The 14,995-nt window shown below is 66.3% G+C and carries 18 protein-coding genes; 5 read left to right on the top strand and 13 right to left on the bottom strand.

Annotated elements, in window-relative coordinates; all coding sequences use genetic code 11:
* Positions 1 to 33: 33 nt before the first annotated feature.
* Positions 34 to 903, top strand: a complete 870-nt coding sequence (locus ACNQVK_RS32705) for a hypothetical protein (RefSeq protein WP_418032824.1) — start codon at positions 34 to 36, stop codon at positions 901 to 903.
* A gap of 37 nt (positions 904 to 940) precedes the next feature.
* On the opposite strand, the gene ACNQVK_RS32700 is transcribed toward ACNQVK_RS32705, so the two are convergent.
* Both ACNQVK_RS32700 and ACNQVK_RS32695 read right to left on the bottom strand, forming a co-directional pair.
* Positions 941 to 2,227, bottom strand: a complete 1,287-nt coding sequence (locus ACNQVK_RS32700) for an SLC13 family permease (RefSeq protein ID WP_418032823.1) — start codon at positions 2,225 to 2,227, stop codon at positions 941 to 943.
* Between the two features lie 12 nt (positions 2,228 to 2,239).
* Positions 2,240 to 2,698 (bottom strand): CBS domain-containing protein, encoded by a 459-nt coding sequence (locus ACNQVK_RS32695; protein WP_418032822.1) that lies wholly within the window; start codon positions 2,696 to 2,698, stop codon positions 2,240 to 2,242.
* Between the two features lie 226 nt (positions 2,699 to 2,924).
* On the opposite strand from ACNQVK_RS32695, the gene ACNQVK_RS32690 reads away from it, so the two are divergent.
* A complete protein-coding gene (locus ACNQVK_RS32690; RefSeq protein ID WP_418032821.1) occupies positions 2,925 to 3,905 on the top strand; it encodes a histidine kinase in 981 nt (326 codons plus the stop codon).
* A gap of 1 nt (position 3,906) precedes the next feature.
* Complete coding sequence (locus tag ACNQVK_RS32685) at positions 3,907 to 4,554, top strand: response regulator (protein ID WP_044515559.1); 648 nt, start codon at positions 3,907 to 3,909, stop codon at positions 4,552 to 4,554.
* On the opposite strand, the gene ACNQVK_RS32680 is transcribed toward ACNQVK_RS32685, so the two are convergent.
* The 3 genes from ACNQVK_RS32680 to ACNQVK_RS32670 form a co-directional block, all read right to left on the bottom strand.
* Entirely contained in the window at positions 4,521 to 4,970 is a 450-nt protein-coding gene (locus ACNQVK_RS32680; RefSeq protein ID WP_418032820.1) for a DUF1707 domain-containing protein, read from the bottom strand. The genes ACNQVK_RS32685 and ACNQVK_RS32680 overlap by 34 nt on opposite strands.
* A 61-nt stretch (positions 4,971 to 5,031) precedes the next feature.
* Positions 5,032 to 5,526 carry a hypothetical protein gene (locus tag ACNQVK_RS32675; protein WP_418032819.1) on the bottom strand — a complete coding sequence of 165 codons (495 nt, stop codon included), beginning with the start codon at positions 5,524 to 5,526 and terminating at the stop codon, positions 5,032 to 5,034.
* Entirely contained in the window at positions 5,523 to 5,912 is a 390-nt protein-coding gene (locus ACNQVK_RS32670; protein ID WP_418032818.1) for a hypothetical protein, read from the bottom strand. The genes ACNQVK_RS32675 and ACNQVK_RS32670 overlap by 4 nt, the downstream gene beginning before the upstream one ends.
* 21 nt (positions 5,913 to 5,933) lie before the next feature.
* Here ACNQVK_RS32670 and ACNQVK_RS32665 point away from each other — a divergent pair, with 21 nt between their 5' ends.
* Positions 5,934 to 6,515 (top strand): TetR/AcrR family transcriptional regulator, encoded by a 582-nt coding sequence (locus tag ACNQVK_RS32665; RefSeq protein ID WP_418032817.1) that lies wholly within the window; start codon positions 5,934 to 5,936, stop codon positions 6,513 to 6,515.
* Between the two features lie 10 nt (positions 6,516 to 6,525).
* Here ACNQVK_RS32665 and ACNQVK_RS32660 read toward each other — a convergent pair whose 3' ends face one another.
* The 3 genes from ACNQVK_RS32660 to ACNQVK_RS32650 all read right to left on the bottom strand — a co-directional run bounded on the left by ACNQVK_RS32660 (position 6,526) and on the right by ACNQVK_RS32650 (position 8,519).
* Entirely contained in the window at positions 6,526 to 6,843 is a 318-nt protein-coding gene (locus ACNQVK_RS32660; protein WP_418032816.1) for an ESX-1 secretion-associated protein, read from the bottom strand.
* Between the two features lie 39 nt (positions 6,844 to 6,882).
* Positions 6,883 to 7,671 carry an EspA/EspE family type VII secretion system effector gene (locus tag ACNQVK_RS32655; protein ID WP_418032815.1) on the bottom strand — a complete coding sequence of 263 codons (789 nt, stop codon included), beginning with the start codon at positions 7,669 to 7,671 and terminating at the stop codon, positions 6,883 to 6,885.
* 113 nt (positions 7,672 to 7,784) lie between these two features.
* Complete coding sequence (locus tag ACNQVK_RS32650; RefSeq protein ID WP_418032814.1) at positions 7,785 to 8,519, bottom strand: hypothetical protein; 735 nt, start codon at positions 8,517 to 8,519, stop codon at positions 7,785 to 7,787.
* A gap of 46 nt (positions 8,520 to 8,565) precedes the next feature.
* Between ACNQVK_RS32650 and ACNQVK_RS32645 the strand changes: the two genes are divergently transcribed.
* Positions 8,566 to 9,018, top strand: a complete 453-nt coding sequence (locus ACNQVK_RS32645; RefSeq protein WP_418032813.1) for an SRPBCC family protein — start codon at positions 8,566 to 8,568, stop codon at positions 9,016 to 9,018.
* 9 nt (positions 9,019 to 9,027) lie between these two features.
* Here the strand turns inward: ACNQVK_RS32645 and ACNQVK_RS32640 are convergent, their stop codons facing one another.
* From ACNQVK_RS32640 to ACNQVK_RS32620, 5 genes are read right to left on the bottom strand one after another with little or no spacing between them, the layout of a single operon-like run.
* A complete protein-coding gene (locus tag ACNQVK_RS32640) occupies positions 9,028 to 11,241 on the bottom strand; it encodes an AAA family ATPase (RefSeq protein ID WP_418032812.1) in 2,214 nt (737 codons plus the stop codon).
* A gap of 1 nt (position 11,242) precedes the next feature.
* Entirely contained in the window at positions 11,243 to 12,124 is an 882-nt protein-coding gene (gene pssA, locus ACNQVK_RS32635; RefSeq protein WP_234927408.1) for a CDP-diacylglycerol--serine O-phosphatidyltransferase, read from the bottom strand.
* Positions 12,121 to 12,819 carry a phosphatidylserine decarboxylase gene (locus ACNQVK_RS32630; protein ID WP_044515572.1) on the bottom strand — a complete coding sequence of 233 codons (699 nt, stop codon included), beginning with the start codon at positions 12,817 to 12,819 and terminating at the stop codon, positions 12,121 to 12,123. Before ACNQVK_RS32630 ends, pssA begins: the two co-directional genes overlap by 4 nt.
* Positions 12,820 to 12,854: 35 nt before the next feature.
* Complete coding sequence (gene glp / locus ACNQVK_RS32625) at positions 12,855 to 14,042, bottom strand: gephyrin-like molybdotransferase Glp (protein WP_418032811.1); 1,188 nt, start codon at positions 14,040 to 14,042, stop codon at positions 12,855 to 12,857.
* A 2-nt stretch (positions 14,043 to 14,044) separates the two neighbouring features.
* On the bottom strand, positions 14,045 to 14,968 hold the full coding sequence (locus tag ACNQVK_RS32620) for an SDR family NAD(P)-dependent oxidoreductase (protein WP_418032810.1): 924 nt from the start codon (positions 14,966 to 14,968) through the stop codon (positions 14,045 to 14,047).
* Positions 14,969 to 14,995: the final 27 nt, after the last annotated feature.

The raw sequence follows: 14,995 nt of genomic DNA, 5'->3' as shown, positions 1-14,995 counted from the left end.
TGTGGTGTCGGTACGGCGTGCCAACATTCCGCCATGGGCGGGGTGTTGATCGGTAGTGAGGCGTTGGTCAAGCAGCTCGTGACGCGCAACGAGCTTCGACATCACTACCAGCGGCTGTTCCCGGATGTATATGTACGAGGCGAACCGACGCTGCGCGACAGGACCATCGGTGCATGGCTGTGGTCGGGCCGTCGGGCAGTTATTGCGGGCGTCGCTGCGTCGGCGCTGCACGGGGCGGCGTACGTAGACGCCGATGTCCCCATCGAACTCATCTGGAACAACACCCGGCCTCCGGCGGGGTTGGTCGTGCGGAACGAGACTCTTTCCGAGGACGAGATCAAGCGGGTCGTGGGCCTGCCGGTCACCACGCTGGCGCGCACCGTGTTCGACTTGGGCCGTCACTTCCCTCGCGACGAGGCGGTCGCACGGATCGATGCCCTGGCCTGGACTCTGCGGGTCACTGTCGACGACGTCACTCCGCTGATCGAGCGCTACCCGAGTGTCCGGGGGATTCGAGCGTTGAAAGCTGCTCTGCCACTGGTCGACCGGGGTGCCGATTCGCCGCGAGAAACAAGGCTGCGCCTGCAACTGACTGACGCCGGAATGCCGCCCGATGAAACCCAGATCATGGTGGTCGAGGGACGCGGCCGCATCGTCGCGATCTTGGACATGGGCTGGGAACGGTTCAAAGTCGGCGTCAACTACGACGGCAAGTTCCACCAGTCCGACCGCAAACGTTATGTGCAGGACCAGAAGACTCTGCGCAAGCTGGAGGCCACGGGGTGGATCGTCATCCGCGTGATCGCCGAGGACAGCATCGCGGACGTCGTCGCCCGAGTCGAACGAGCGCTGCGAAGCCGCGGTTGGCATCGAGACTGTACTCAGGGACATAAATCGGCCTGATTCTGTCCCTGAGTACAGCCTCGGGTTCAGGCCCACCTCAGAAGTACCGCAGCCAGACGTACACCCAGGCCAGGACGGTGCTGAGCGCGGTGACCACGAGCCCGTAACGGGTGAACCGCCAGAAGCTGATCGGATGCCCGGCCCGCTTGGCGATGCCGATGGCCACCACGTTGGCGCTGGCGGCGATGGCGGTGCCGTTGCCGCTGAAACATGCGCCGAGCGCGAACGCCCACCACAGCGCCTGGCCCGTCTGCGCTTCCGGGACCTGGGCCACCATGTCCTCCACCACCGGCGTCATCGTCGCGGTGTAGGGAATGTTGTCGACGAATGCGCCGACGATCGCCGAACCGAACAGCAGCGCCGTCGCCGCCCCGAACCAGTTGTCGCCGAACGCCGATTCGGCCACCGACCCGAGCGCTCCGATGACACCGGTGTGGACCAACCCGGCGACCATGACGAACAGCCCCATGAAGAACACCAAGGTGGGCCACTCGACCTCAGGCAGCACCTCGGCAACATCGATGTCGGTCACCAGCAGCATCGCCCCGGCACCCAGCAGCGCGACGATCGACGGCGCCACGTGCAACACCGAATGCAGTGCGAACCCGACGATCACCACGTTGAGCACCAGAAGCGAGCGGATCAGTAGGCGCTTGTCCTTGATGGCGCGCCGTTCCTGCAGGGCCATCACTTCGTCGATCTGGACCTGGTCGGCGCGCAGGTCCCGGTGGAACAGCACCCGGGTGAACAGGACGAACAGCGCGAAAATGATGATCACGACCGGTGCCATGTGGACCAGGAAGTCGTTGAAGGTCAGGCCGGCGCGGCTGCCGATGATGATGTTCGGCGGATCCCCGATCAGGGTGGCGGCCCCGCCGATGTTGGAGGCCAGCACCTCGGCGATCAGATAGGGCTGCGGTGCGATACGCAACCGGTCGCAGATCACCAGGGTCACCGGCGCGATCAGCAGGATGATGGTCACGTTGTCGAGCACCGGCGAGGCGAAGGCGGTGATCGCCATCAGCATGACCATCAGCCGGAACGGATTGCCGCGGGAGCGCTTGGCGGCCCAGATCGCCAGGAAGTCGAACAGCCCGGTCTGCTTGATGACGCCGACGATCACCATCATCCCGAGCAGCAGGAAGATGACGTTCCAGTCGATGCCCTGGTGCTCGGAGTGGAACACCTCGGCGCCGGGGATCAACCCGAGCAGGGCCATCAGGCCGGCGGCGACCAGGACAGTTTTGACCTTGTCTGCTCGCTCGGTGGCGATGAACCAGAAGGCGACGACGAAGATCGTCAGCGCCAGAACCGGAGCCAGCACGGGCTCAGGGGGTCAGTCGCCGGGCCCGGCGACCGCAAGACTGGTCAGTAGCCGCTCGAGCGTGACGGCCCCGGTGAGCCGGCCGTTGCGGTCGACGACGGCGATGAGCGGGCTGCGCTTGTTGGCCATCACGGTGGCGATCTCCAACAGCGTCGCGTCCGGCGTCACGGTCGCGGGCTTGGTCGCGGGCCCCGGGAGACAGTCACCGACCGTGAGTTTGCCCGGCCCGTGCCAGAAGAGGTCGGCGTGAATCTCGTCGACTGTGCGGACCAACGCCGGATCGTCTTGGTAGGACTCGGGAATCGCCAACCGCAGCACCTGAGTCCCCGGCAGCACCGCCACCGGGTGGTGGTCGTCATCGACGACCACCAGGCCCGGGAGCCGGTTGACCACCATCAACTGCACGGCCTTCGAGACGGGGTCGTCGATCCGCACCGTCGGCAGGTGGGCCGCGATTTCATGTGCCTGCATGAGTTCGTTCCAATGCGTCGCTAGTGTCATCGTCCTCGTTCTCCGATCAATTCGGGACGGCTGTGCGCAATGCCAGTGCCAGCTGGCGGTCCGATTTCATGTCGGCTCCGGTGGTGGCTGCCAGTGTGGGTGACCAGGGGGTGGGTGACCATCGGGGCTGACACCCATTCCGTGGGGGGTGTTGCCTGTATGGACAACACCGCTGGTCTCGGGTCACGCTGGTTGGGTGAAACCGGCGCGCACCCCGGCGGCCGCGTTGTTCCGCCGGGTTTTCCTGATCAACGGGTTGATCTTCACGCTGGGCACCCTGATTCTCGCGCTGTCCCCGGCCTCGGTGTCCTCACGGATAAAACTCACCGAAATCCCAGTTTTGGTCGTAGGTTTGGCGATTATCCTGACTGCCAACGCACTACTTCTGAGATCGAGTCTTGCCCCACTGGATCGGCTCGCCGCGTCAATGCGGCGAGTCGATCCGCCCAAGCGCAGCGACCGGGTCGACGGCCGTGACAGCGGCGATCTGCAGCACTTGATCGAGTCGTTCAACGCCATGCTCGATCGGTTGGAGACGGAACGGACCACCGCGAGCGCGTCGGCGTTGGCCGCCCAGGAGAACGAACGTCAGCGCATCGCACGGGAATTGCACGACGAGATCGGCCAGACCCTCACCGTCGCGCTGCTCACGCTCAAGCGCGCCGTCGATCGTGCCCCGGCGTCGATCCATGCTGAACTTGCCGACGCCCAGGAGATCGTGCGGGCCAGTCTCGACGAGGTCCGCGAGATCGCCCGACGCCTGCGCCCGGACGCTCTGGAGGACCTCGGGCTGCACAGTGCGCTGAACGCGCTGTGCAACGACTTCGCCCAGGCATCCGGCATCGCTGTGGTCAAACACATTGCGCTGCAATCGGACCGGTTGAAGCCGGACGTCGAGCTGGTGTGCTACCGGATCGCCCAGGAGGGGCTGACCAACGTGGCGCGTCACTCCGGGGCGCGAAAGGTGTGGGTGGATCTGCACACCGGTGAAGGTGAACTCACGCTGCGCGTGGCCGACGACGGCTGCGGCGGCATCGCCACCGAACCGATGCGGGAGGGCGCGGGCATCAACGGCATGCGGGAGCGGGCACTGTTGGTGAATGCCGCGCTGACGATCAGCTCACCGCCGGGTGGGGGCACCGAAGTGCGGTTGGTGATCCCGTTGCGGGGCGCCTGACATGCCGGCCCGAATCCTGCTCGCCGATGATCACGCACTGGTCCGTAGCGGGCTGCGGATGATCATCGATGCGGAATCCGACCTGCAGGTGGTGGCCGAGGCCGCCGACGGGCACGAGGCGCTGACCGCACTGGAGACGACGCCGGTGGACCTGGCGATCCTCGACATCGCGATGCCGCGGATGACCGGATTGCAGGCCGCGCGTGAGATCAACCGGACTCATCCGAACGTGCGGATCCTGATCCTGTCGATGTACGACAACGAGCAGTACTTCTTCGAGGCGCTCAAGGCCGGGGCGTCGGGCTATGTGCTGAAGTCGGTGGCCGACCGCGATCTGCTCGAAGCCTGCCGGGCGACCATGCGCGGGGAGCCGTTCCTGTACGCCGGCGCGGTGACGGCGCTGATCCGCGACTATCTGCACCGGTCACGGCAGGGCGGCGAGTTGCCGGACACCATCCTCACGCCGCGGGAGGAGGAGGTCCTCAAGTTGATCGCCGAGGGGTACTCGACCCGTGAGATCGCCGCGACACTGACCATCAGCGCCAAGACGGTGGACCGGCACCGGACCAACATCCTGGCCAAACTCGGCCTGCGGGACCGGTTGGCGCTGACGCGCTATGCGATCCGCGCCGGGCTCATCGAACCATGAGCCCAGATCGGAATGGCATGTGACGCAACGCCGATGCCCCAGCCCATGATCGGCCAGACGGGCCAGAAGTACCAGCCGCCACCGCCGAACCCGACGGCCAGCCAGATACCCAGCATCAGAAGACAGCCGGCGACGTAGGCGGCGAGGTGGATCGTGACGCTCATCCGGGCGGCCCGCTGCTGGGCGGCGCGGCGTCGGGGATCGTGACGCCGCAGACGATTGACGGGTAGGTCTGCGACGAGGCGGCGCAACTCGTCGGTGGTCTGGGCCCGGAACGCCGACTGCAGCCGATCCTCGTACTCGGGCATCGCCAGGTAGCCCTGGGTGAGGGCCTGGCCGAGGTCGTTGGCAGTGCGTTCACGCTCCCGGTCGCCGGCGCGGGCGGTTTCAACGGTGTGTAAGGCGGTGTCGGCCATCTCGAACTCCCGTGAATCTAGTCAGTGACTAGTTGAACTATCCCACCGGAACTTGTCAGCGTCAAGATATATTTCCGACGGCATCCCGTTCGGCCAGGTCGCGCAGGGTGAGCAGCTGCTTTCGCATCATCACCACGTCGCCCGCGGCCATCGCCCACCCGATGATCCGTGGACCGTCGAAGCACACCCGCACGTGCAGCCGGGTGCCGGCGGCTGCGCTGCGCACGGCGTACGTGACCGCAACCTTCCCGGACTGCAGCGTGACGTGTTCGTCGTCGATGTATGAGTGCAGCGTGAACATCTGCATGAATCGTTGGCCGGTGTGGAGCCGGGTCAGTTCCGGGTCGCGGATGCGTGGACTGCGCCGGCCGAAGTTGTCGAGCAGGTCGTAGCTGTACGGCGCGACCCGCAATTGGCAGAGCCAGCCGAAGACGGTCGACGGCGGCGCGTCGACACTGATCGCCCGATCGGCGCGGAGTGCGGTCGGCGGGGTCAGGGCGTCGCACGGCAGGGTGACGCTACGCTCCTGGGCCGTGGCACCCCAATTCAGGATCATGCCAGGACATCCGGACGTGGGCGCAGTTGTCCCGCAATGCGTTTGAGGACCTGGCGTACCGCCACCGCGTGGCCGCCCGAGCTGATCACCAGGGCGCGGTAGATCTTGCCGTGGATGCCCGGGAAGGCTGCCCAGGTTTGTGAGCGCACCCGGGTGCGATGCGGGCCGAGGTCGTCCAACTCGAAGATCCACTCGTAGATCGAGAAGGGGTGGCGGCCCTTGAGGACCAGGCGTTGGCGCGGGGTGCACTCGCCGATGGCGAATCCGAATGGGGCGCGCGGTTGGGCGGGGTCACCGCACATCGCTCGCAGGACGGCGGCCCATGTCGTAGCGGCGTCGGCGTCGACGGTTATGGCATGCTCATCGATATAGGGTAAACGTTCCATATAGAAGGACTGTACTAGATCATGGCGCCTCCGCGGAAGCATGAAACCGACGCGATCTTGGATGCGACGCGGGCGTTGGTGCTCGCCGAAGGGCCAAGGGCTGCAAGCGTTGCGGCGATTGCCAAGGTCAGCGGGGCCCCGGCCGGCACGCTGTACCACCGGTTCGGCAATCGCAACGGGGTGCTGACGGCGGCCTGGTTGCGGGCGCTGGAGCGGTTTCAATCCCGCGCGATGGCGGCGTCCGCGGACGACGCGGTGGAGGCGGCGGTTGCGATGGGCGTGGCTGCCGTGGACTTCGCCCGCGAGGTTCCCGAGGACGCCCGATTCCTGCTGACCATCCGGCCGAGCGACCTGATCGACGGCGCGCCCGATGCGGAGTTCACCGCGACGCTGGCGGCGATGAACGTGCCGCTCATCGAGCGGTTACGCGAGCTGGCGCGTGGGATCTACGGCAATGACGATGCGCGCACGATGGATGCCATGTCGCGGGCGGTCGTCGATCTGCCCTATGCGATGGTGCGCCGGCACGCCAACGATGCCGAGTTGCCGGCGTGGATGGAGGAAGACTTGGCCGATGCCATCCGGAAGTTGTTGACCAGGTAGGGGCTTCGGGTCAGCGCGGGTGCATCTGACCGTCGAGGTTGCCGCCCTCGTGTTGGTCGGTGCGGTCGTAGTCGGTGGCCGCCTTGTTCAGTTTGACCGACAGGTCGGTCGAGATCAGGTGCATCTTCCCGGCCGCTTCGCGGCGCGCCGACTCTGCCGATCGCAATGCCATCGCGGTGGCCGAGCACACCAGGCCGTGGGTTTGGAAAACGTGGCCGGAAGCCCCATCGGGTGCTGATTTAGCCATCTCGATCTGCGATGCGGCCTGCTGTTGAGGTGCAGCCTTCGAGCGAATTTGGTCGGATACGGTAAGTGCCGGTTGGGTCATGAGCAATCTCTCGTCGGGCGTGGGATTGAAGCAAAGAAGCTAAGCGGAACCGAAGCCGCCACCTGGCATCTCGGCATTTGACGCGATGGATTGGTACCCCGATGTGATATCTCTGATCGCACGCGCATGCTCGCCAGCATGTTGAGTCATGAGGGACACGCGTTGGGTAGCGAATGGGACGGTACCGGCGACCGCGGCGATCTCGATCATGGTTGAGATCACCTGCCCGCCATAAGGGATGAGCTTGGCCGCTAACGCGGGCGCGATAGATGCGCTCAGTATCGTCTGACGCTTTGACACGAATTCGCGGGTGTTGTCGACCTGGTTGGCTTCTTCGGCCAGTACCTTTTGGATAGCCATGTCCTTCGAGTACATGTCGGCTGTGCGCGTCTGTTGCTCTTTGTTGCGGTTGCCGTAGGCGTCAGATGAGTCGCCGGTCCAACCATCGGGGGGTGCGGATTGTAGTAGGGATGCATTTGCGGACATGAATTGGTCTGCGCCCCTGGTGAATCTTTCACCGTCCTCGGGCCGGCCAAACCCCAACATGTTGCTTTCGAGGGTTAGTGCGATAAGTCCTGCATTGATGATGGGCGTTCCAGCACCTTTGGCGAAGCTCTTGAGGCCTTCTGCCGAGGAAGCCATGCCTGAGGCGGCCGCGGATTTGGCCATCAACTGCGCGCCCTCGGTTGCGACCAGTTGACCCATTGACATGAGATCGGTGCCGATTCCGGCCATTGCCCACGGCACGCTCGACTTCGCACCATTAGCATGGTCGGCTATACCGAAAACGTAATTACCCTGCAGGTAATAGAAACTTCCGACACCCATATCAAGATCCCATCCGCTCGGCTCGTCAGCGATCCTAACACCGTGTCGAACTGCGAGAATGCATCAGTTTTCGCCCAAAAGTGCAGCTGGTGGCGTCTAGCTCGACCCTGGCGTCAGGGCTCGGGTTGGTCGGCTCGGGGGATCTGGATGTGGGTCAGGGCGCGACCATCCGTGAGCTCGTCCCGCTGTTCGGGGTGTTGCCAATAGAAGCGGACCATGTCGACCAGGGCCGTTCCTTTAGGCGTATACGTCCCGGGTGCTTCCATCAGCAGCGTCTTTCCATTTTTCATGGTGACGACCATCGGGTTCCAAAAGCGTTCTTCATTCGGTAATTTGTCAGCTATTTCTTTGACGTCATCCCATTTTCCAGATTTCGGCGCAATGAATCCGGCAAACTCAAAACCTTCGGGGCTGAGAAATAAATAGCTCAGACCGCCCTGTGTTGAATCTTTGAGCCAGAGCCATGCCATGGGCGCTGCTGCAGCCCCGAAGGCAATAGGAAAAACGTGCCGAACATCGCCGAGTGGAAGGTAGAGAACACCTATGGCCCACGCGGCAAACATGAGCCCCATGGATAGCGTTCCGGTGACCAGCAATCTGTGCATGTTCTTCGTGATACGGACATCGGGACGGATAACCGTTCCTGCGCTGTCGAATGATGTCTGTACGGAAACGTTCTTCGACGCGCGCAACACGAAGATCAGGTAGAAGCATGTCAGCGACAGTCCGAGGGCGACGATGACGGTAACGAGAGAGAACTGGATAGCTGCGAAGCCTGCCCATATCCAACAGACGGCCGCAAGCATTGCCAAAAGGCCGATTCCGAATCTTCTGGTGAAGGTTTCCATCTCGCCCCTCGTCTGCGTCCACCGATGTGTGGGTATGGTCTGGCTCATGGATGATAAGGCCGAAGTCTCGAAGGTGGTCGCAGCCAGTCGTGAGGTTGCCGCCCCGGCGGAGGTGATCTTCGAGCTGATCGCGGACCCGGCGCAGCAGCCTCGCTGGGACGGTAATGAGAACTTGGCCGAAGCTCCCGCCGGGCAGCGCGTGCGCGCCGTCGGCGACGTCTTCACCATGACGATCAAGCAGGGCGGCGACCGGGAGAATCGCATCGTCGAGTTCGAGGAAGGCAGGTGTATCGCGTGGCGGCCTTCGGAGGTCGGCAAAGAGCCACCCGGACATCTGTGGCGCTGGGAGCTGGAACCGTTGGGCGACAACCGAACCCTGGTCACCCACACCTACGACTGGACGCAGCTCAACGACGAGAAGCGGCTGATCCGCGCCCGCGCCACCACCGCGGACAGGCTGCAGGGATCGATCGACCGGCTGGCGGCGATCGCCGAGTAATCGGCAGCCTCAGTGCCCGGCCGCGAACTCCCGCAATGACTGCACCTGTGCCGCGTCCAAGGACGGGCGCACGGTCTCACGCGCTTTGGCCACATCGGCTGCGGTGACGTCGGCCGCATCGATGGACCGGCGCATCGCCGTCAACGCCGCCTCCCGCAGCAGCGCCACACAGTCGGCCGCGCTGTAGCCGTCCAGATCGGAAGCCAGCGCGTCGAGATCGACGTCGGGAGCGAGTGGGATGGATTTGCCTGCGGTACGCAGGATTTCACGGCGCGCATCGGCGTCGGGCGGTTCGACGAACACCAGCTTCTCCAACCGGCCCGGCCGCAGCAGCGCGGGATCGATGAGGTCGGGTCGGTTGGTTGCACCCAGCACGACGACGTCGTTCATCGGTTCGATGCCGTCGAGCTCGGTAAGCAGGGACGCCACCACGCGGTCGGTCACCCCGGAGTCGAAGCTCTGCCCGCGTCGCGGGGCCAGGGCGTCGATCTCGTCGAGGAACACCAATGACGGCGCCGAGTCACGTGCCCGGGCGAACAGTTCGCGCACCGCCTTCTCCGAGGAGCCGACCCATTTGTCCATCAGCTCAGCTCCTTTGACGGCGTGCACGGAGAGCCGTCCTGAGCTGGCCAGGGCCCGCACCAGGAACGTCTTTCCACAGCCGGGCGGGCCGTACAGCAGCACGCCGCGCGGAGGCTCGACGCCGAGGCGCTGGAATGTGTCGGGATGCTGCAGCGGCCACAGCACGGCCTCGGTCAGCGCCTGTTTGGTCTCCACCATGTCGCCGACGTCGTCGAGGGTCACCGAGCCGACCGACACCTCTTCGGCGGCGGACCGCGACAGCGGGCGGATCACCGTCAGTGCCCCGGTCAGGTCTTCCTGCCAGAGCACCGGTGCATTGCCGTCGGCGCTGGCCCGTGACGCGGCGCGCAGTGCGCCCTCGCGGACCAGGGCGGCCAGATCGGCAACAACGAAACCTGGTGTGCGGTCGGCGATCTGGCCCAGATCCAATTCGGCGGCCGGGACGCCGCGCAGAAGCACCTCCAGCAGCGCCTTGCGGGTGGCGGCATCGGGCAGTGTCAGGGCGAGCTCGCGGTCGCACAGATCCGGCGCCCGCAGGCGGGTGTCCACCCCGACGGGCACGGCAGAGGTGGCGATGAACGCCACGCCGCGGGTGGCCACGGCGTCACGAAGCTCGGCGATGATCAGCGCCGCGACGGGTTCGGGGGTCCGGTCGGCGGCAGTCGCAGGCAACAGGGCGTCGACGTCGGAGATCAGCAGCACTCCGCCGCCGTCGCGCACCGAGGCGACCGCATCGGACACGCGGCTCAACCGGTCGTCGGCCGCCAGCGCGCCCACTTCCGGCCCGTCGAGTTCGACCAATCGCCGCTCGGCGCACACCGTCCGCGCCATGGTGGCCTTGCCGACGCCGGCGGGACCGGTCACCAGGACGCCGAGATTCGGTTTGGCGCCGAGGGTTTCGAGGAGTTGAGGTTCGTCGAGCGACAGCTTGAGCCATTCGGTGAGCTTGCCGGCCTGGATATGGGAGCCCTTGAGATCGTCGAAGCTGACCGCGGGCTCGGCGCGTGCGGGGCTGATCGTATGGGCGCCGGTGGAATCCGACGTGCTCGGCTCGAGGCCCGATCCCCACGACACCACCGAATTCGGTTGAATGCTCACGGGTCCGGACGGATCGACGCCCGTCACCGTCAGCAGCTCCGAGGTCCAGGTGATACCCACCGACGAAGCCAGCGACGCGGTAGCCGCCGATGTCGAGGTGCCCGGCCCCAGATCGCGGGGGAGCAGCGACACGGTATCGCCGACCGTCATGACCTTGCCCAGCAGTGCCTGGCGCAGCGTCGCCGACGAAATCGAATCGGTCGCCAGCTTCGACCCGCTCACCGTGACCGCCCGGGCGCCGTACACCGTCACCGGCGCCACGATCACGGTCGCGGTTTCCCGCACCCCGGCGTTGGACAACGTGACGTCATCGAGCAGGGCGGTGCCGGTCGGGGTGCCGCCGGGCGCGATGCCGACGACAGCGGCGGTGGTACGAGATCCGGTCAACGAGATCGCATCCCACTCGCGCAGCCCGAGGGCGGCGATCGCCTCCGGATGCAGCCGGACCACTCCGCGACGTGAGTCGAGCGCTGAGGTGTTCAGCCGGGCCGTCAGGCGCAGATGCCCGAGCGCGTGATCCTCGTCGACCTCGAGCTGCGACATGTCAGCGCCCCGGCTTCCGCAGTCCCAGACGGGCCATCGAACGCCGGTGCGGTTGCGCCCGGCGAATCGCGCGCCGCGTCGCACGGCGCTGCTGTGGCTTGTCGTCCCATGATTCGGGGTGGCTGGCCACCCATTTCTTGGTGCGTATCGCGAACGGGATGTGGATCACGTAGGCCACGATGATCACCATGATCACGATGTAGCCGTAGAACACGGACGCCGCCACGCCGATCGCGACCAGGGCGAGCAAGGGCGCCACCATGTTCGGCGGGACCGCGAAGGTGTGGATCTTGCGCATCGGGATCCGGCTGACCACCAGCAGCGAGACGCCGATCATCCAGATCGACACCGCCCACTCGCTGGTCCACCAACCGTCGCCGAACTGCATCTTGGCCGCGAGCGGTCCGATGGCGCCGAGCGCACCGGCCGGGGCGGGCATGCCGACGAAGTACTCCTTCTCGTACGCAGGCTGATCCACGTCGAGCAATGCGTTGAACCGGGCCAGCCGCAACACGATGCACACCGCGTAGAGCAGCACCACGATCCACCCGACCCGCGAGTGCGACAGCAGGGTGCCGTAGACGATGAGGGCCGGGGCGACACCGAAATTCACCGCGTCGGCCAGGGAGTCGATCTCCTCGCCCATCTTGGAGGTGGCATTGAGCATCCGCGCGACCCGGCCGTCGAGCGCGTCGAGGATCGCCGCGACCGCCAGGAAGGCCATCGACTCGGTGGGCCGGTTGTCGAGCGCCATCTTGACCGCCGACAAGCCCAGGCAGATGGCGGCCACCGTCATGGCACTGGGCAGCATCCGCACGCTGAACGGCGGCGGTTTCATGCGTCCCTTGATCAACGACGGGGGCCGCATGCGGGGTTTGATCATGGCAACTCCGCCAGGACGGTTTCTCCGGCCAGCGTCCGCTGGCCCCGGGTGACGAGCAGTTTCGAACCAGCAGGGAGATAGGTGTCGAGTCGGGAACCGAACCGGATCAGTCCGTAGGTCTCGCCGATGTCGAGCTTGTCGCCCACGTGCGCGTTGCACACGATGCGTCGCGCGATCAGCCCGGCGATCTGCACGGCGATCACCTCGGTGCCCTCGGGGGTGCGGATGACGACGCTGTTGCGTTCGTTGTCCTCGCTCGCGGCTTCGAGCTCGGCCGAATGGAAACGTCCGGGGCGGTGCTGCACGGCCACCACGTCACCGCCGATCGGTGCCCGCTGCACATGTGCGTCGAGAACCGACAGGAAGATGCTGATCCGCGGCCGCGGGGTGTCGGACAAGCCCAGCTCGGCCGGCGGGACGGCGTCCTCGATCAGGCACACCAGCCCGTCGGCGGGGGCGACCACCACGCCAGGGCGCGTCGGCGCCACCCGGGGCGGGTGCCGGAAGAACGCCGCGTTCGCCCCGGCGGCCAGCAGGCCGGCCCGGCGCACCCAACGGTGCTTGCGGCCCAGGGCCGCGACGGCGAGGCTGGCGCCGACGAACGGGAGGCCCGCCGAATGCATCGGCGGAACACTGGATCGCACCAGCGCCGCAAGGCGTTCTGGTCCGGACTGGAGGTCGGGGCGTCTGGCCATCGGGAGGATTCTACGTGCGGGTGGAGTCGGAATCGCTAGCTCAGGTCCCAGACGGGAACCGTCGACCCGGCCGGAAGTTCGGTGATGTCCTCGGCTATCTCCAACAGACAGTTCGCCGAGGCGAGCCACCGCAGATGATGCGAGGCCGGGGGACCGTAGCTACTTACCGAATCTCCGGTCAGCACACCCCTCCGGAACTGCCGTTTTCCGCGCGGCGAGGTCAGATCCTCGGTCAGCTGCGCGGTGCGCCGCGGCCGGTCGGGGTCGGCGAGGCCCATCGCGGCGCGCAGCGGTGAGCGGACGAACACCTCGAAGGACACCAACGCACTGACCGGATTGCCGGGCAGCGTGACGATGGGAACGCCGTCGACCGTCCCCGCCCCCTGCGGCATCCCGGGCTGCATCGCCACCTTGACGAACTCCACCTGATCCGACAGTGAGTCCTTGACCACTTCGTAGGCGCCTGCGCTCACTCCGCCGGTGGTGATGATGAGGTCAGCGTCGACGGCATGCGCGGCCAGCGCCGCTCGGAACGCGTCGACGTCGTCGGCGGACATCGGGGCGATGGTGGCCTGCGCACCGGCGTCGCGGACCGCCGCCGCCAGCATCACCGCATTGGACTCGTAGATCTGGCCCGGCTGCAGTTCGGTGCCCGCGGCCACGAGTTCGGTGCCGGTCGACATCACCATCACGCGCTGCGGCGGCAGCACGGGCAGCGTGGCCAGTCCCAGCGCCGCGGCCAGCCCGAGGGCGGCCGGGCCGATCACCTGACCGGCGTGCAGCACGGTGGTGCCTGCCGTGACGTCCTCACCGGCGCGGCGGATGTGCTGGCCGCCCCGGGCGGCCGCGCGGATCGTCACCGTGTCCGTCGCCCCGTCGGTGGCCTCGACCGGGACCACCGCGGTAGCGCCGGACGGCAGTGGGGCCCCGGTCATGATGCGGTGCGCGGTTCCGGGTTGCAGCCTCAGCGGGTCGGTGCGGCCCGCCGGGATGTCCTCGGCGACGGGCAACCGGACCGGGGTGTCCTCGGTGGCGCCTGCGACGTCGTCGGCGACGACGGCGTAGCCGTCCATCGCGGAGTTGTCGAAGCCCGGCAGTGACAGCGGGGCGACGACATCGGCCGCCAGCACCAGACCGAGGGTGTCGTTCAGTGGAACATCTTGCGGTGCACGGGCTTTGATCAGCTCCGCGACCACCTTCTGGTGTTCTTCGACGGTCCGCATCATCACACCGGGAACGTGACGCCGGTGAGCTCTTCGGACACCGCCCACAGCCGGCGCTGCAATTCCTCGTCATGCGACTGCTTGCTGGACGTCACGAGCTTCGGGTAGCCGCGCAGTTCCCGGAAGCCGTCCGGTCCGTAGTACTGACCACCTTGCACGCCGGGATCGGTGGCGGCGCGCAACGTGGCCAGGGCGCCCTTCACCGCGCTGTTGACGAGAAGGCTGGTGATCCTGCCGACGCCCGGCAGCCCGGCGCCGGGGATGTGCCGGGTGAGTTCGGTATCCGAAACCCCGGGATGGGCGGCCACCGCGATGGTCGGCTCGTTCTTGGCGGCCAGGCGCCGCTGCAGCTCATAGGTGAACAACAGGTTCGAGAGCTTGGACTGCCCGTACGCGGCGACCCGGTTGTAGCTGCGTTCCCACTGCAGGTCGTCGAAGTGGATGCCGGCCTGGATGTCGTGGGCGATGCTGGCGACCGCGACGACGCGTGACCCGTCGACCGGGAGCAGGTGCTCCAGCAGCAGGCCGGTCAGCGCGAACGCGCCCAGATGGTTGGTGCCGAACTGCAGCTCGAAGCCGTCGACGGTGGTCTGCTTGGGCGGGTACATCACCCCGGCGTTGTTGATCAGCAGATCGATGCGCGGATAGGCGGCCTTGAGCTCCTCGGCGCCGGTCCGGACCGAATCCAGCGAGCCCACATCCAGCTGCTGCAGCTTGAGATCGGCCTTGGGTACTGCGGCGGTGATCCGCTCGACGGCCTGACGACCCTTGTCCAGGTTGCGTACCGCGATGACGACGTGCGCGCCCCTGGCGGCGAGCACGCGGGCGGTCTCGTAGCCCAGACCGGTGTTGGAGCCGGTGACGATCGCGATCCGGCCGGACTGATCGGGAACGTCGGCCTCGGTCCACTTGGAATTGGCGCTCATGGCTCGAACTCTACGGGTGCGCCGTTG

The organism is Mycobacterium sp. 134 (assembly GCF_048282715.1).
Taxonomy (GTDB): Bacteria; Actinomycetota; Actinomycetes; order Mycobacteriales; family Mycobacteriaceae; genus Mycobacterium; species Mycobacterium septicum.
This window is presented reverse-complemented; position numbering and strand designations above follow the sequence as displayed.